General features: G+C 34.2%; 16 protein-coding genes. 6 read left to right on the forward strand and 10 right to left on the reverse strand.

The window, feature by feature from the left end; genetic code table 11:
- Positions 1-296: 296 nt before the first annotated feature.
- The 10 genes from HYN56_RS12040 to trmD form a co-directional block, all read right to left on the reverse strand.
- Entirely contained in the window at positions 297-959 is a 663-nt protein-coding gene (locus tag HYN56_RS12040; RefSeq protein ID WP_109192396.1) for a thiamine diphosphokinase, read from the reverse strand.
- Between the two features lie 67 nt (positions 960-1,026).
- The gene (locus tag HYN56_RS12045) at positions 1,027-1,482 is read right to left on the reverse strand and encodes a RidA family protein (protein ID WP_109192397.1); all 456 of its coding nucleotides are present in this window, start codon (positions 1,480-1,482) and stop codon (positions 1,027-1,029) included.
- A 103-nt stretch (positions 1,483-1,585) separates the two neighbouring features.
- On the reverse strand, positions 1,586-2,029 hold the full coding sequence (locus HYN56_RS12050; RefSeq protein WP_109192398.1) for a DinB family protein: 444 nt from the start codon (positions 2,027-2,029) through the stop codon (positions 1,586-1,588).
- Positions 2,030-2,031: 2 nt separating this feature from the next.
- The gene (locus HYN56_RS12055; protein ID WP_109192399.1) at positions 2,032-2,514 is read right to left on the reverse strand and encodes a GyrI-like domain-containing protein; all 483 of its coding nucleotides are present in this window, start codon (positions 2,512-2,514) and stop codon (positions 2,032-2,034) included.
- 3 nt (positions 2,515-2,517) lie between these two features.
- On the reverse strand, positions 2,518-3,345 hold the full coding sequence (locus tag HYN56_RS12060) for a DUF4249 domain-containing protein (protein WP_109192400.1): 828 nt from the start codon (positions 3,343-3,345) through the stop codon (positions 2,518-2,520).
- Between the two features lie 10 nt (positions 3,346-3,355).
- The gene (locus tag HYN56_RS12065; RefSeq protein ID WP_109192401.1) at positions 3,356-5,734 is read right to left on the reverse strand and encodes a TonB-dependent receptor; all 2,379 of its coding nucleotides are present in this window, start codon (positions 5,732-5,734) and stop codon (positions 3,356-3,358) included.
- Positions 5,735-5,879: 145 nt separating this feature from the next.
- Positions 5,880-8,102 (reverse strand): NADP-dependent isocitrate dehydrogenase, encoded by a 2,223-nt coding sequence (locus tag HYN56_RS12070; protein WP_109192402.1) that lies wholly within the window; start codon positions 8,100-8,102, stop codon positions 5,880-5,882.
- A 508-nt stretch (positions 8,103-8,610) separates the two neighbouring features.
- Positions 8,611-10,197 carry a hypothetical protein gene (locus tag HYN56_RS12075; protein ID WP_109192403.1) on the reverse strand — a complete coding sequence of 529 codons (1,587 nt, stop codon included), beginning with the start codon at positions 10,195-10,197 and terminating at the stop codon, positions 8,611-8,613.
- 342 nt (positions 10,198-10,539) lie between these two features.
- Positions 10,540-10,890, reverse strand: coding sequence for a 50S ribosomal protein L19 (rplS, locus tag HYN56_RS12080; protein WP_109192404.1), 351 nt, complete (start codon positions 10,888-10,890; stop codon positions 10,540-10,542).
- Positions 10,891-11,144: 254 nt separating this feature from the next.
- Entirely contained in the window at positions 11,145-11,825 is a 681-nt protein-coding gene (gene trmD / locus HYN56_RS12085; protein WP_109192405.1) for a tRNA (guanosine(37)-N1)-methyltransferase TrmD, read from the reverse strand.
- 244 nt (positions 11,826-12,069) lie between these two features.
- On the opposite strand from trmD, the gene HYN56_RS12090 reads away from it, so the two are divergent.
- From HYN56_RS12090 to HYN56_RS12115, 6 genes are all read left to right on the forward strand, one after another.
- On the forward strand, positions 12,070-12,432 hold the full coding sequence (locus HYN56_RS12090) for a hypothetical protein (RefSeq protein ID WP_109192406.1): 363 nt from the start codon (positions 12,070-12,072) through the stop codon (positions 12,430-12,432).
- A 91-nt stretch (positions 12,433-12,523) separates the two neighbouring features.
- Positions 12,524-13,060: an NADPH-dependent FMN reductase gene (locus HYN56_RS12095; protein WP_109192407.1), complete on the forward strand. Its 537-nt coding sequence runs from the start codon at positions 12,524-12,526 to the stop codon at positions 13,058-13,060.
- A 31-nt stretch (positions 13,061-13,091) separates the two neighbouring features.
- Positions 13,092-13,964: a sugar phosphate isomerase/epimerase family protein gene (locus tag HYN56_RS12100; RefSeq protein WP_109192408.1), complete on the forward strand. Its 873-nt coding sequence runs from the start codon at positions 13,092-13,094 to the stop codon at positions 13,962-13,964.
- A gap of 14 nt (positions 13,965-13,978) precedes the next feature.
- Complete coding sequence (locus HYN56_RS12105; RefSeq protein WP_109192409.1) at positions 13,979-14,890, forward strand: archaemetzincin family Zn-dependent metalloprotease; 912 nt, start codon at positions 13,979-13,981, stop codon at positions 14,888-14,890.
- Positions 14,891-14,892: 2 nt separating this feature from the next.
- Positions 14,893-15,234, forward strand: a complete 342-nt coding sequence (locus HYN56_RS12110; RefSeq protein WP_109192410.1) for a cupin domain-containing protein — start codon at positions 14,893-14,895, stop codon at positions 15,232-15,234.
- A gap of 142 nt (positions 15,235-15,376) precedes the next feature.
- Positions 15,377-16,531, forward strand: coding sequence for an MFS transporter (locus tag HYN56_RS12115; protein WP_240622694.1), 1,155 nt, complete (start codon positions 15,377-15,379; stop codon positions 16,529-16,531).
- Positions 16,532-16,544 lie beyond the last annotated feature (13 nt).

Raw genomic sequence — 16,544 nt, forward strand, 5'->3', positions numbered from 1 at the left:
AGCAACGGATTTTAATCCGTTGAATTAAGGGTGACGGAAAGAAAAAAGTTCCTTAGGAACGGCTTGTCTTATTGTGGAATATGTATCGAGCCTACGGCTCTTTAATTCTAGGAGGCTATTGTTTAAACCGGATTAAAATCCGGCCCTACAAAATTATTAGAGCCTAATGGCTCTATCTGTTTTTAAGAAAATTCCGTAGGAATGGCAAATATTGTAGCAATGGATTTTAATCCGTTGAAATAAATTGAAGATCTTCAAAAGAGTTCCGTAGGAACGGTTCATTTCTTTAAGTATTTCTAATCAAAACACTCCATTAATAGTAAATCTCCATTTGTATGTGAAATAGTTACAATCCCATCTTTTTCGACAGAATTACTGCTTCCAGTTCTATAACCCATTGTAAGCGTATCGTCGTTTAATTCATATTTTAAATTCGTGGAATAAATTCCGTTTACCACACCAATTGGAATTAATGAAATTGGAGTTTTGGCTGTGTACCATTTCTCAAATTTTGTTGGTAAAAGGAAGATTTTCGAATGATCGTCGAGAATAACAATTTTCAATAAATTACGGTATCGAACGATATTGGTGAGATTTGTAATGGTATGATCAGCACGTTTTCCGGTTGCCCAAACTACATTTACTGCAGGAATTTTTCTTTCGATTAAATAATCAAAAGCTTTTTCTAAATCGGTTTTATCCTGATCTGGTGTATGAACGATTTCGATTGGAAATTGAGAAGTTTTATAGATTTCAGGATCAAATCCACGGTCAAAATCTCCTAACAGTACATCTACTTTTATTCCTAGTTCAATCACTCTTTCTATAGCGGAGTCTAACACAACTACTAAAGGAGACCATTCCAGTAATTGTCCTAATAATTCGGGGTCACAGGCAGCTCCGTTGGCAATTATTAAAGCAGGTTCCTGATCGTCGCGTACAATATGGTGTGAAGACATTTAGAGTTGATTTTAAATATGCCGCAAATGTACGAAAGTTATAGACTTTGACCGGAGATTGGTTTGTTTAATTGATTTTAAAAGCAACCGCATCCACTTCTATCTGCATTTTGTCGAGTGCTAATCTTGGAACCGGGATTAAAGTGCTGGCAGGAAAAGGTTTGTTTTTCCATGTTTTGCTAATTTCCTCTTCCCATATTTTGAGTTTTTCTGCAGAATGGTCAACTATTAAAACAGTAATTTTCATAACATTTTCCGGTTTTAGTTGATAACTATCCAAAACCGTTGTCAGGTTTTTTAAAGCAGTCTGAACTTGTTCTCTAAAGTCTGAACTTAAAATATGGTCTTTTCCCAAGCCGCCGCTCTGACCCGAAATATAAACTAATTCTCCAGGTGTTTTTACAGAAGAAGCATGACTAAAACCATAAGGACTGGGATTAAATAAAGAATCAGGATTTTTGAACGTTTGTCCTTTTGTTTGAAATGTGCAAAAACATAATGCACATATAATTAAATGTTTCATGTTTTAAAAATTAAAATTAAAAAGACAAAGGTTTCGTAATTCTAATTTTTAAAACATTTACATATGTTGAGGTTTTACAATTTTACTGTTTTTGTTTCTATGATTAATCCAGTAGCCTTCTGTGGTAATTAATCTGCCCTAAATGATAAGCTAAATGTGTAGAAAGATGAACGAGAAAAAATCCGGTTGTCATTTCTTTTTCAAAAACAATCTGCGGATAAATAGCTTCTAAATCGGCTTCGTTTAAAGAATCAAGCGAATTGTTTATCACTAAAATTATATCTTCGATTTTTTGGAGTAATTCAGATCTCGGAATATCTTTTAAAGAAAATTCTAAAGGGCGATTTCTTACATATCCCGTTTTTCCGATTTCTGCTCCAATATAGGTATTTAGATTTCCCATCAAATGCAAACAGAGATTTCCTGCCGAATTGGATATGTTTTTATCAATAATCCAAATAGCACTTTCATTTTTGTATGATTCAATCTCAAGTTTTAATGCATTTAAATCCCGATTAAAAAGTGTTTTAAGTGTTTGAATGATCATAATTAATCTCTGTTTTTTATAGGAATCCAGATTTCTTCTTCAGAATCAGGATCGTCTTTTTTGTATTTTTCGTCCATTACAGCAAAATGTGGTCTGTCATCTACAGTATATTCTGAATTGGGCAGCCATTCTGCAAAAATAGTATGATAGGTTTTATGTCCTTCACTGGCGGGACCTTTATGGATAAAAACGGCATACAAGCTATTTGGAATTAACAAAGTTTCCATTTCATCCGGAATGGTATTGAAATCGGTTACTTCAACAGCCGCCCATTTTTGAAAGGTTCTGCCTGAATCAAAATTATCAAAATAGTTTAAAGGAAATACTTCAAGCGAATATAAATTGGCATCCACTTTATTGGTGATTTCTTTTTGCTTTGGCATAAAACTACTCCACAATTGAAACGTTTTATTTTCAATAAAGGACATTTCAATATGTTTTCCGATTAATTTTTTTTCGATTGCGGTTTTAATTTTTGCTTCCATTTTTTATTTAGGATTTATTTTATACTTAACCGAGTAAGTTTCGCAAAGAGAGAAATAACCTAAAGGATAATTATCTTTATTGGTTACATTGACAATATTTCCTTTTACAGTTGCAGGAGGAGACTGAAAAGGACCTCCAACATTACTTCCGGCAACACTGACTAAAATATTCATATAATTATAGTATTGTTTTGAAATTCCGAAATGGGTTATTTCGATTTCATTTCCAACGACTAAATCTTCGTCATCTGAAAGACTGAAAAACTCATTTCCATTAAAGAATTTGTCCTCATCTGCATAAAAGGTTGATTTCACTTTATTAGGATATACATATTTGTACAAATAGAAATTATCTTCATCTGCAGGATCATTGTAAAATGCCTTTATTTCAATATCTTTTCCTGTAAAGCCACCATTGTTATTTTGTTCTATTCGGGTAATAGGCGCTACAGATTGTAAAATTTCACTTGCAATGTATCGGTTTCCTCTGCTAATTACAGTTAGAGTGTATTTTTCTCCAATAACAGGTTTGAAATTAGTACATACATATTGACCGGTTTTCTTAACTTCTATAAAATTAAACTGTTCGTCATGACTGTTTTTTATATAAACAATTGCATTAGATATAGTAGGAATTACGTTTTCAAAATAACCGGTTGTAGTAGTTAATTTTACTAGCTGTTCGTCTCCTTTTTCTCCTTTCTCCCAATTGATAGCTGCTTCAATTACTAATCTTGGCGGCGCTGTATCTAAATCAACATCTACAACTTCCTCACAACTTGTTAGGAAAAGGGATATGAAAAACAAGATTATTAAAGTTACTTTTCTCATAACATGTTTTTTAGAATTTGAAATTATAACTTACTGCCGGAACAATTCCAAAAATAGATAATTGTACTGCTTCATTGGCTCCTGTATCTACATTTTGACGGAAATTAATAGAGGCAGCATTCATTCGGTTGTACAAATTGTAGATACTAAAAACCCATTCGCCTTTCCAGTTTCGGTCTTTATTTTTTCGTGGAGTCAAAGTCGCAGAAACATCTAAATGATGATAGGCAGGAAGTCTGTTTTCGTTTCGTAATCCATAGCTTGGAACGGTAATTCCTAGATATTCATATTGTCCGTTTGGATAAGAAGCCGGCTGCCCGGACTGTAAAGCAAAATTAGCTCCAAAAGACCATTTTTCATTTAGATTATAAGCTGAAGTTATGGCTAAATTATGGGTTTTGTCATAAGCCGAAGCATACCATTGTCCGTTGTTAATTCCTGTTTCTTCAGGCGTTCTGCCCGGAGTTTGCTGTTCAGATTTTGATAAAGTATAAGCAATCCAACCGTTAAATTTGCCTTTGTTTTTCTTTACCATAATTTCGAGACCATAAGATCTCATTTGCCCATTTAATATAACCTGTTCGATTGCGTTATTGGCAATTAAATCGGCTCCATCAATATAATCGAGCCTGTTTTGAATTTCTTTATAGTAGGTTTCTATTTCAAAAGAATAAGCTCCATTATTAATATTTCTAAAATATCCCAGTGCAACCTGATCTGCAAGCTGAGGTTTAATGTAATTGTCACTAGGCATCCAGACATCCAGTGGAGTTGGAGAAGAAGTATTTGAAACTAACTGAAGATACTGAGCCATTCGATTATAACTTGCTTTTATGGCCTGATCCTCATTTAACTGATAAGAAACAGAAAAGCGAGGCTCAAAATTGTCATAACTTTTAATGACTTTGTTTTTGCCAAAATATTTTGTGGAAACGGGAGTGCCTTTTTCATAAATCTGCATATCAGTATTGAAAGTTACGGCCTGATTGTTTTCGTAATAATTAATTGTTGAGGAGCCCAATCTGTAAAACAGGCTATAGCGTAATCCGTAAGAAATATTGATTTTTTTAGAAAGCTGACTTTCGGCATCTAAATAAACAGAAGGTTCAAAAGCATATTTTTTATCCAGTTGATCAGGATTAATTCCGGAATCTTCTCCGTTAGGTTTTATAGTTCCGGGATTAAATTGATAGTAAGTTCCGTTTACACCGTAATTTAGTTTTAATTTATCAGAGAGATAATGTTTAAAGTCGTACTTGATATTGTAGTTTTTAATTCCGGAATCCCAGTTGAAACCTATAAAATTGAGATCAAGTCCGTAATAATAATCACTATAAATTAAGGACAAATTCGCGAATAGCTTATCAGAGTACAAATGGTTCCATCTCAAATTTAGAATCGAATTTCCGTAAGTATTGGTAAAACTTTTATTTAAACTAAAAACATCTCGTCCAAAATAACCGGATAAATATAAGTTGTTGTTATTGTTGAGTTTGTAACTTAATTTAGTGTTCAGATCATAAAAATAAGCAGAGTTGTTTTTGTTTTCTTCAGAGAATTTTAGAAATAAATGAGCATATGAAGCTCTTCCGCCAATTAAGAACGAACCTTTGTCTTTTACAATTGGACCTTCAGCAAGCAAACGACTGGAAATTAATCCAATTCCTCCATTCATATGAAATTCTTTGCTGTTTCCGTCTTTTTGGTAAATATCCAAAACAGAAGAAGCTCTTCCGCCGTAACGTGCCGGAATACCGCCTTTGTACAATTTTAAATCTTTAATGGCGTCTGGATTAAAAACGGAAAAGAAGCCAAATACATGCGATGAATTAAATATCGTAGCTTCGTCTAAAAGAATCAGGTTTTGATCTGCACCTCCGCCACGAACATTGAATCCGGAAGCTCCTTCGCCGGCATTGGTTACACCCGGAAGTAGGAGAATAGATTTTATAACGTCTACTTCACCTAAAACTACCGGCATCTTTTTTATCGTCGAAATAGAGAGTTTGTTGACGCTCATTTCGGGCGACTTAATGTTTACTTTTTCTTTATTGTCTGTAATTACGACTTCCTGAAGTTCTTCGCCCGAACTAATGGAGAAGTTGCTTTTCGTATTTTGGTTTAAAAGAATGGTTTTCTGAATGGTTTGGTAGCCCACATAACTGATTTCAATTTCGTATTCGCCTTTTGGGGCAGAAAGAGAATAAAATCCGTATTCGTTTGTCGTAGTTCCAATTTTCAGATTTGGTATGTAAATATTAACTCCAATTAGAGTTTCGTTGTTTTTGCTATCAATGATTGTACCGCTTAAAGTAAATTTTTCCTGAGAGAAAGAACTAAAAATCGTTAAAATAAAAAGAAAAAATGTGCAGGTATTTTTTGTAATCATTACATTGATTTTGATTTACATAGATAACAATTCTAGCCAAATGTTTTTCTGAAACTACTGTTAAAGATAAGTTAAGATAAAAAAAGGACAACTGTTGAGAGTTGTCCTTATAGTATTTATTGTAGATGCACAGAGTGCGTCTGAATTATTTGATTTTTGCAATAATTGCGTTAAATGTTTCGCTAGGACGCATTGCTTTACTCACTAACTCAGGAGTTGGCTGATAGTAACCTCCAATGTTTTGAGCTTTCCCTTGCGCACTAATTAATTCTGCGTCGATTTTAGCTTCGTTAGCTTCAAATTCAGCAGCAATTGGAGTAAAAATCGCTTTCAATTCAGCATCTTTAGTTTGACCAGCTAAAGCCTGAGCCCAGTAGAATGCTAAGTAGAAATGAGAACCACGGTTGTCAATTTGTCCTACTTTACGAGCTGGAGATTTATCGTTTGCTAAGAATTTATCGTTAGCCTGATCTAAAGTTTCAGATAAAACAATCGCTTTAGAGTTGTCTAAAGTTTGTCCTAAATGCTCTAAAGAAGCACCAAGAGCTAAAAATTCTCCTAATGAATCCCAACGTAAATAGCCTTCTTCTGTAAATTGCTCAACGTGTTTAGGAGCAGAACCTCCGGCACCAGTTTCGAACAATCCACCACCATTCATTAAAGGAACGATAGAAAGCATTTTTGCAGAAGTTCCTAATTCTAAGATTGGGAATAAATCTGTTAAGTAGTCACGTAAAACGTTTCCTGTTACAGAAATAGTATCTAAACCTTTGATGATTCTGTCTAAAGTAAATTCAGTAGCAGCGATTGGGTTTAAAATACGGATATCTAAGTTTGTAGTATCGTAATCTTTAAGGTATTTTTGAACTTTTACGATCAATTCTCTATCGTGAGCTCTGTTTTCGTCTAACCAGAAAACAGCAGGAGTATCAGATAAACGAGCTCTGTTTACAGCCAATTTAACCCAGTCCTGAATAGGAGCATCTTTTGCCTGGCACATTCTGAAGATATCGTTTGCTTCAACGTTTTGTTCCATTAAAACAGTTCCGTTTGCATCCACAACACGTACAACACCATCACCTTTAATTTGGAAAGTTTTGTCATGAGAACCATATTCTTCTGCTTTTTGAGCCATTAATCCAACGTTAGGAACGCTTCCCATTGTTTTTGGATCAAAAGCACCGTGTTTTTTACAGAAATCGATAGTTGCTGTATAAACACCAGCGTAAGAACGGTCTGGAATAACTGCAAATGTATCTTGTGCTTTTCCTTCTTTGTTCCACATTTGACCAGAAGTACGAATCATTGCTGGCATAGAAGCATCAACAATTACGTCAGAAGGAACGTGTAAGTTTGTAATTCCTTTATCAGAATTAACCATTGCCAAAGCTGGTCCGTTTGCGATAGCTTGATCGATAGCCGCTTCAACTTCTGCCTGCTCAGGTCTTCCTGCAATTTTAGCGTAGATATCACCTAAGCCGTTTCTTGTATCAACATTTAATTCTGCGAATAAAGAAGCGTATTTTTTGAAAACATCTGCAAAATATACTTCAACGATAGCGCCAAAGATAATTGGATCAGAAACTTTCATCATTGTAGCTTTTAAGTGTACAGAAAGTAAAACGCCTGCAGCTTTAGCTTCAGCGATAACATCAGCAGCAAAAGCTTTTAATTTATTTACGCTTAAAACAGAGCTGTCAATAATTTCTCCGGCTTTTAACGGAGTGCTTGCTTTAAGAACAGTTGTAGATCCGTCTTTAGCAACAAATTCGATTTTTACATCATTAGCTTCGTTTACAGTCAATGATTTTTCACTTCCGTAAAAATCACCTCCTGACATAGAAGCCACTTTAGTTTTTGAGTCAGCAGACCAGGCACCCATTGAGTGCGGATTTGCTTTTGCGAAGTTTTTAACTGCTCTTGGAGCTCTACGGTCAGAGTTTCCTTCACGTAAAACTGGGTTTACAGCAGAACCTAATACTTTTGCATATTTTGCTTTAATTTCCTTTTCAGCATCGTTTTGAGGATCTTCCGGGAAATTTGGTACGTTGTATCCGTGTGATTGTAATTCAGCAATAGCCGCTTTTAATTGAGGTACAGATGCCGAAATGTTTGGTAATTTGATGATGTTAGCTTCTGGTTTTGTAGCTAATTGGCCAAGTTCAGCAAGAGCATCACCCGTTTTTTGAGCATCTGTCAATGATTCAGGAAAGTTTGATAAAATTCTTCCTGCTAAAGAGATATCTCTGGTTTCAATAGCGATACCTGCTGTAGAAGTAAATGCCTGCACAATTGGTAACAAAGAATAAGTCGCTAATAATGGCGCCTCATCAGTTAAGGTGTAAAAAATTTTTGAATTCTGTGTCATTTTTTTTTTTTTTTTTTTATAAGCGTGTCGTCAAAAGATGACGATATGAAAAGTATAGTCGGCTCAAAACGAGCGGAGCAAATATAATAAAAACAGCCCGAAATCGGTGTAGTTTTATGGAGAAATACCGGAATTATCAGATTGTTATTTCGTGGTTATTAAATTATCAAATCGATGATTTTGATATTAAAAAATTACGGTTTTGATATTGGCTGAAAAAAAAGGCATAAAAAAACTCGTTTTAAAGTGAATGAAACGAGTTTTTTATAATAAATCAATAAGGATTATCTTTTTTTGTTTTTAATCTTAGCATTTACCAGTAAGTTCTATAAAGCATCGCTTTAAAATACATTAAATGTAATGTCTTAAGTAATAAATGTTAATGAATCATCTATTGTCATTTTTATTGACTACGTTTATAAATCTTCACAGAAAATCAATAAAAAGCATTTGATGCTCCTCATTTAATTCAATGTTATTTTTGTGGAAAGTTTATTGTTTTTATGATTTATTCTATAGGTGTTATACCAGTTGTATATGTGATTGTAAATCTGCCACCTATAACAACATTGTTTGTATTCAATGGTGTTGTACTACTTCCTACTGTACCTCCCGGGGTTTGAAGTATACCAACAATTCGGAATAGATTTCCGTTGTAAGGAACAATGAAACAGGTTGCGGGTGTATAATTTGATCCTGCTGAAGCAAAAGCTGTTTTTACATCTCTAATTGCATAAGTATATTCTGTATTAGAATTGGTAGGTCCACTATATGCAGGGTGTTCTGTTGAATCAAATGAAAATCCAGCTGGCAAGGAAAATAGATAGTCGCCACTTCCGGCTCTTCCTCCAGCTCCATTTGTAGCAGAGTATAGAAAATCAACTTCAAGTTGATTATTGCTTAAAATTCGGTATCGGATAAAATTATTTTGTGTTACAGTTGCCGGAAGCGGACTAATGCCTGGTGATGTAAGAATTGTCAAAGGTACTTTTGCTGAGAAGGGATTGGGAGCCATTGTTTTTAAAACACCATTCGCATCGGCAACTACAACCATGTCTGTTGCTGGTGTAATACTTTGTTGCAACCCTTCAAAACGCACTGGGTTTATTCCTGTAACTGGTGTTACATGTAAGGTATTTAAAGGCGCGGTATTGCCAATTCCTACTTTTATAGCATCAGTCCCTGTCCCGCCTAGTACCATGCTGTTAATTGCAGATACTTTTGCATTATTACCTATAGCTGTAGCGTTGGAAAGTGCATTAGAACTTGCGTTAGCGGCATTACCAATAAATATATTGTTACTACCTGTCGTATTAACCGTCCCGGCGTTAGTACCAATCGCTATATTAAAAGTACCAGATATATTGTTCTGAAGAGGGGAGGCGCCTATACCAATATTTGAAGCACCGCTTGTATTGTTTTGAAGTGAATAAAGACCTATTCCTATATTATTCATAGCATTTGTCTTTGTAAGTGCATAAGCACCAATACCAATATTTCCATTAGATAAATTAGATGCAAGTGCATTATCGCCAATACCAATGTTGGAATATGCTCCATTACCCGGTGTTACAGGAGCTCCAGCCAAACCAGCGTTAACACCGAAATATACGGATGACGTTCCTGGTCCGCCTGTTTGAAATCCTAGCCATCCGGCATGAATATTATTAATTCTGAAATTAAGTGCAGCGTTGTCTGTAGTACCAATAAAATTAGAAGTAGTACTAGTTGGATTAGAAGTAGTACCCACGTTGCCTTTAAGCAACCAGCCGTTGTTTAATGAAGAAGGATTAAGTGTTTTTAAAACTCCGGTTGTAGGATCAGAAACAATTAAATTATCTGTGCCAGAAATACTGTTTTGAAGCCCTGAAATGGCAAATGTATTAGTTGGGCTGGCGTTGATTGTTGTTGTGGGTTGTGTTAATGTGCCACCTAGTTGTATATTCCCATTAGTTGCTGTTAATCCGTTATTAGCGGTAGTAAGAGAATTGGGGTTGATTTGTACTTTTTCGCCGTACATTGTTACAACTGTTTTTGTTTGTGCAGCTAAAAATCCGAATTGGATTAATAAGATCAAACACACTAGTTTTTTCATTTTTTTATTTTTTACAGTGAAGGATTTCTTTTTTGTTTTTATTTTTTTTGCCTTCTAACGACTAGAAATTGACCGCGCAAAATTAGACTAATAAATGGGTGAGCACTGGCCAGTAGACGTCATGTAAATGATAAATTAAGCTAAATGTTGTCTTTGTAAGTTGTTTGTTTTTTAGTTGTTTATGTTTTTGTAGGTTTAATTTTGTAAAAAAAAATGTTTAATTTTGTATCGAGTTGGTCGCAGTTAATAGAAGCCAGATATTTTTTATTCGAAGTTTTATAAAAAAAAAGACTCGTTTCAAATAATATGAAACGAGTCTTTTTATAACAGATTGATAAATGATTATCTTCTTTTATCTTTAATCTTAGCTTTTTTACCAGTAAGTTCTCTGAAGTAGAAAATTCTAGCTCTACGTACAGCACCTTTCTTGTTCACTTCGATTTTTTGTAAAGCTGGTAAGTTTACTGGGAAGATACGCTCAACACCAACAGAACCAGACATTTTACGAATAGTAAAAGTTTCTGTAATTCCAGAACCTCTTCTTTGGATAACAACTCCTTTAAAGAACTGAGTTCTAGTTTTTTCACCCTCTTTAATTTCGTAGAAAACAGTGATTGTGTCTCCAGCTCCGAAATCTGGAAAATCTTTTTTAGCAACGAATTCGTCCTGAACGAATTTTAATAAATCTGCCATGATAATTTAAATTATGGTTTTTATATTAGAGCAACATTCACGGATCTCGCCAGAGGTTGGTCAAATTCGGGTGCAAATGTAGGTAAAAAAAAGCAAATTCCAAATTTTTAAAACTCCAAATTCCAATTTTTTAAAATATTGATAGAGTAGGAGTTAAGTGTAGTTTGTATTGTTCACTTTTTTAGTAATCAGTCTGTTGAGCCAGTTAGTAGTAATTCTGAAAACTGAATACTAAAAAAACTGAACACTGAGTACTATTTGTCTTCCAATAAATCCGGACGTCTGTTTTTTGTATGTTCATACGCCATGTCTTCGCGCCATTTGTCAATTTTTGCTGCATGTCCGCTGGTTAAGACTTCAGGAACTTTCCATCCTTTATAATCGGCAGGTCTTGTGTAGATTGGTCCTGAAAGCATATTGTCCTGAAAACTATCTGTCAAAGCTGAGGTTTCATCACTTAAAACTCCAGGAATCAAACGGATTAATGCATCTGATAATACAATTGCTCCTAATTCTCCTCCAGATAAAACATAATCGCCAATCGAAATTTCCTTAGTAATAAAATGATCTCTGACTCTTTGGTCAACACCTTTATAATGTCCGCATAAAATGATAATATTTTCATACATCGACATTTTATTGGCCATTTTTTGATTCAGCGTTTCACCATCAGGTGACATGTAAATTATTTCGTCGTATTCTCTTTGACTTTTCAAATGTGTAATACAGTCATCAATAGGCTGAATTGTCATTACCATTCCGGCTCCACCGCCAAAAGGGTAATCATCAACGCTTTTTTGACGATTAGTACTGTAATCACGAAGGTTGTGAAAATGAACTTCAACAAGGCCTTTGTCAATAGCACGTTTCATGATTGAGGCCTCAAAAGGGCTTTTTAATAATTCAGGTAAAAGGGTAATAATGTCGATTCGCATTTTCGATTCAATAGTTTTCTTGTTGGCAAAGATACAAAGTTAATTTTTGTCAATTTTCAAAGATTTATAACTCGCTTTCTATCAGTAGAATATAAGATTATACATCTTGATGTGTATTTCGTCGTATAAATTGTGCACTTTATCGGATTTAATATTATAATAAACTTTAACTATGTTTATTTTATAAAATAGTATTAAATTTATAAGAATTTACCACTAAAACCAAAAACTACCAGATTTGCTTATGAAAAAAAAATTACTCTTACTTGTTGTTGCTTTTGTGCAGATTTCATGCTCCAACAGCAATAAAACCAATGAGAAATGGCTTGGAGAGACCAAGCAGAAACTGATAAAGAGCTGGGGACCACCGGTAAGAATACTTCATGATGATCAGGACAATGAGATCCTTCTTTATGCAGATCAGGTTTTTACTAAGGATCATAACGATGATTCAGGAATTGCGGGTCCGTCTTATTGGAAATACGATTATATGTATGTAAATAAAGAAGGAAAAATTTATTTATGGCATAATGAAAAACAAAAATTTCCGCCACAGTCGGTTGACTCAAGGAATTTAGCAGGTGTGAATTCTAAAACGGGCAGATAAAAGTGGTTTATATTTTGTTTGAGAATTACATTAACAAATAAATAGTATTTTTAAAGTATCGCTTTAGAAATACTATTTATATTTTATACCAATGCCTTTACCAAAAATAAAGATACTCGCTATAACAGGCAGTACAAGAAATAATTCAAGTAATTTTAGAATTCTGAACTATATTTCGAATCATTTAAATAATGAATTTAATGTAGAAATTTTTGAGAATTTAGCAGAGTTACCACATTTTAATCCGGATTTGGATACCGAAAATCCTCCACAGGCAATAATTTCATTCAGAAATAAAATCGAACAATCAGATGGTGTTTTGATTTGTACGCCCGAATATGTGTTTAGTCTTCCGGGAAGTCTTAAAAATGCATTGGAATGGTGCGTTTCTACAACTATTTTTTCCAATAAAGAGGTCGGTTTGATAACAGCTTCGGCTTCAGGCGAAATGGCGCATGAACAGCTTTTATTGATTATGAAAACTTTAGAAGCTAAATTTGATGACAATACGCAGCTTTTAATTCAGGGAGTTCGCGGAAAGATTAATGCCGAAGGAGAAATAATAGAAGAAGAGACAAAAGAAGCACTTCAGAACTTTATAAAAAATTTCGAGAATCATTTTTTATGATAAATTTACTTTCTGAAACTTATCTAACCACATGATTACAAGAAGAAATTTTATAGTAACCACAGGTCTTGCCACGACAGCAGTTTTAGCCCGGCCATCATTAGCATTTTCTATGAATAAAAAAGAAATAGGACTTCAATTGTACACGCTTCGTGAAGAACTTCCAAAAGATGTAAAAGCAACTTTAGAGAAAGTAGCCAGGTCAGGATACACAACTGTTGAAACATATGGTTTTTCAACGAAAGATCAATTTTGGGGATTGACTCCAAAAGAATTGAAAAAGATTCTGGAGGATAATAATCTGAAAGCAGTTAGCGGACATTATAATCTTGGAAGTTTTTTATACGATGGAAATACCACAGAACTGATTGCTTCGATTGAGGCAGCGAAAACTTTAAAAAGTGAGTTTTTGACCATTCCATGGGTAGATGAACCATTTAGAAGAAATATAGAAGATTATAAAAAGATTGCCGCCCGTGTAAATGAAGCAGCGTTGATGTGTAAAAAAGCGGGTTTGAAACTGGCTTATCATAACCATGATTTTGAGTTTCAAAAACATGACGGGATTACTGGCTATGAGATCTTGCTAAAAGAAACTGATAAAGATTTGGTTTATTTTGAATTGGATTTATATTGGGTCATTCATTCCGGAAATGATCCTTTAAAATTGTTTAAAGAAAATCCCCGACGTTTTAAAATGTGGCACGTGAAGGATAAAGATAAAAACAATAATGATTTAAATACGGAAGTAGGTTCCGGAACAATCGATTTTAAGCCTTTATTTGCAGCAGCAAAACAATCCGGAATGGTTCATTTTTTTGTAGAGCAGGAAAATAATTTTGCGAGGGATTCTTTTGATTCGATTAAAGAAAGTTGTGATTTTATTTCTAAAAATATACTCTAATTTTATTTCAATCTATGAAGAAAATTCTTTTGGTGTTTCTTGTGATTTTTTGTTCTTGTCAATCTGAGAAAAAAGAAAAAACAAATTCAAAAATACAATTAGCTTCGCAGTCAATATTACCGCCGGAACCTTATTTTACAGATATTAAAGTTAATGATGTAAAGCTTGGAAAACCTGCTTATGGCGATTGGTTGTTTTCTCATAAAGAAAAAGGACAAAGTTTTGAACAATTTGTTCGTACCAAACATGTTGTTCCAACCGAAGAAGAGAATATTATCTATTTGAAACCAATTGGAAAATTTGATTCGTCACAGTTAAAACAGATTGAATTGGTTCGGCAGTATTTGCAAATATTTTTTCAGCTTGAAACTAAAGTTTTGGAAAATGCTTCCAATGATATTATTCCCAATAAAGCCAGACGGATTGGCGATGTTGGACAGGAACAGTTTTTAGCAGGATATATTTTGACTGATGTTTTGAAGGAGGAAAGTCCTGATAAAAGAATTGCATTAATGGCAGTAACTGAAAAGGATTTGTATCCAAAACCAGAATGGAATTATGTTTTTGGTCTGGCATCTTATAGTGAGAAAATAGCAGTGAGTTCGATGTACAGAATGCAAAAAGAAGCAGATTTTAATTTGTGCTTAGAACGATTACTGAAAATTTGCTCGCATGAAATAGGTCATATGTTTGGTTTGCATCATTGTATCGTAGCAAATTGTGTTATGAATGGAACCAATAGTATGACAGAAACAGATTCTAACTCAATAAGATTGTGTTCGCTTTGCCAAAGAAAACTAAATTCGGGAATTGAATACGATAATAGTAAAAGGTTAAAAGAATTAGAAAAATACTTTAAAGAGAATCATTTGACTGATGGGTTAGCTTTGATGCAAAAAGATCTTGAAAAAATTAAAAACAAATAAAAATGAAAACTAGCAAAGAATTTATAAAAGGAGATGAAATAGAGTGGGAAGTAGTAGGTAATGGAATAAAACGTAAAATTCTGGCTTTTGATGATCGCGTAATGATTGTAAATGTTCATTTTGAAAAAGGAGGAATAGGAACTCTGCATGAACATCATCATTCTCAGGCGACATACATTGCAAGCGGGGTTTTTGATGTTACAATTAACGGAGTTACGCAAACTCTAAAAGAAGGCGATAGTTTTTATATCCCGCCTCACGCGATTCATGGAGTTGTCTGTCTGGAAACGGGAATGCTGACAGATGTTTTTAGTCCGGCAAGAGAAGATTTTTTGAATTACTAAACGATTCAGAATCAATTAAAATTTGATGTCGAAATTCTGATCTAATCTTAAAATTAAAAATTTTATAACTTTTTTAAAGTTTCAATTAAGATTAGATCGGTATTTTTGCAGCATGAATTTATCCAAAACAAATGTACTTTTTATGGCAGTTTGCACTGGACTTATAGTTGCAAATCTTTATTACTGCCAGCCTTTGATTGTTTTAATCGCTAACGAATTTAAAATTCCTGAAGCCAATGCCGGAACGATAACCTATCTTACTCAGGCAGGTTATGCAATTGGATTGTTTTTTATGGTGCCGCTTGGTGATAAAATCGAAAGAAAAAGGCAAATTTTAATGACTACTTTTGCAACAGTAATTGCTTTACTGATTGCGGCAACAGCCAAAAGTTTTCTGGTTTTACAGATTGCTTCATTGTTAATCGGAATTACTTCTATTGTGCCGCAGCTTATCTTGCCTTTGGCAGCCTCTATGAGTGCACCTGAGCAGCGAGGAAAAGTGGTCGGAACCATTATGAGCGGATTATTGGTTGGAATTTTGCTTTCGCGAACGTTAAGCGGATTTATTGGTCAGGTTTTAGGCTGGAGATCCATGTTTTATATTGCTGCAGGAATCTGTCTTCTGATCTTTTTTGTGATTCAGAGTAAATTCCCGGTTAATAAACCACAGTTTCAGGGAACTTATGGACAGTTAATCAGATCCTTATTTACGCTTATTAAAACACAGCCGGTTTTAAGAGAAGCAACGGCAATCAATGTTTTCAGTTTTGCTCAGTTTGGCGCTTTCTGGACTACAATGGTTTTATTGCTTTCCGGAGAACCGTTTAACTTTAATAGTGCTACAATCGGTTTATTTGGAATTGTGGGGGCTTCCGGAGCTTTGGCTGCACCTTTAGTTGGAAAACTTGGAGATAAAGGGAATTCCAGAATTGCAGTAGGTTATGGAATTTTATTAGTTTTAATAAGCTTTCTGATTTTTTACTTTTCAATCGAAAGTGTAATCGGAATCGCAATTGGAATTGTATTTATAGATATTGGTATTCAGGGCGTTCACATTTCTAATCAGACACGTGTTTATTCTTTATTGCCCGAAGCCAGAAACAGACTAAATACAGTATTTATGTCACTTACCTTTTTAGGAACCGCGGCAGGATCTGCATACGGATTATTATTATGGAAATTAGGTGGATGGCACGCTGTAACAATTGGCTGTATGGTCTTATCTTTAGTATCATTAACGGTTTACGGACTTACTTATAAATCAAAATCTAAAAGAGAGAAAGCACAAATTGATTAAGAAATTAATTGTA

It is taken from the genome of Flavobacterium crocinum, from assembly GCF_003122385.1.
In the GTDB taxonomy this organism is placed as follows: Bacteria; Bacteroidota; Bacteroidia; order Flavobacteriales; family Flavobacteriaceae; genus Flavobacterium; species Flavobacterium crocinum.

Bases quoted from the DNA above. Each gene is read 5' to 3' on its own strand.
- rplS (WP_109192404.1), bottom strand. From the start codon at position 10,890: ATGGCAGATTTATTAAAATTCGTTCAGGACGAATTCGTTGCTAAAAAA.
- HYN56_RS12055 (WP_109192399.1), bottom strand. From the start codon at position 2,514: ATGGAAGCAAAAATTAAAACCGCAATCGAAAAAAAATTAATCGGAAAA.
- HYN56_RS12070 (WP_109192402.1), bottom strand. From the start codon at position 8,102: ATGACACAGAATTCAAAAATTTTTTACACCTTAACTGATGAGGCGCCA.
- HYN56_RS12105 (WP_109192409.1), top strand. From the start codon at position 13,979: ATGAAGAAAATTCTTTTGGTGTTTCTTGTGATTTTTTGTTCTTGTCAA.
- HYN56_RS12110 (WP_109192410.1), top strand. From the start codon at position 14,893: ATGAAAACTAGCAAAGAATTTATAAAAGGAGATGAAATAGAGTGGGAA.
- HYN56_RS12045 (WP_109192397.1), bottom strand. From the start codon at position 1,482: ATGAAACATTTAATTATATGTGCATTATGTTTTTGCACATTTCAAACA.
- HYN56_RS12060 (WP_109192400.1), bottom strand. From the start codon at position 3,345: ATGAGAAAAGTAACTTTAATAATCTTGTTTTTCATATCCCTTTTCCTA.
- HYN56_RS12040 (WP_109192396.1), bottom strand. From the start codon at position 959: ATGTCTTCACACCATATTGTACGCGACGATCAGGAACCTGCTTTAATA.
- HYN56_RS12090 (WP_109192406.1), top strand. From the start codon at position 12,070: ATGAAAAAAAAATTACTCTTACTTGTTGTTGCTTTTGTGCAGATTTCA.
- HYN56_RS12095 (WP_109192407.1), top strand. From the start codon at position 12,524: ATGCCTTTACCAAAAATAAAGATACTCGCTATAACAGGCAGTACAAGA.
- HYN56_RS12100 (WP_109192408.1), top strand. From the start codon at position 13,092: ATGATTACAAGAAGAAATTTTATAGTAACCACAGGTCTTGCCACGACA.
- HYN56_RS12075 (WP_109192403.1), bottom strand. From the start codon at position 10,197: ATGAAAAAACTAGTGTGTTTGATCTTATTAATCCAATTCGGATTTTTA.
- HYN56_RS12050 (WP_109192398.1), bottom strand. From the start codon at position 2,029: ATGATCATTCAAACACTTAAAACACTTTTTAATCGGGATTTAAATGCA.
- HYN56_RS12065 (WP_109192401.1), bottom strand. From the start codon at position 5,734: ATGATTACAAAAAATACCTGCACATTTTTTCTTTTTATTTTAACGATT.
- HYN56_RS12115 (WP_240622694.1), top strand. From the start codon at position 15,377: ATGGCAGTTTGCACTGGACTTATAGTTGCAAATCTTTATTACTGCCAG.
- trmD (WP_109192405.1), bottom strand. From the start codon at position 11,825: ATGCGAATCGACATTATTACCCTTTTACCTGAATTATTAAAAAGCCCT.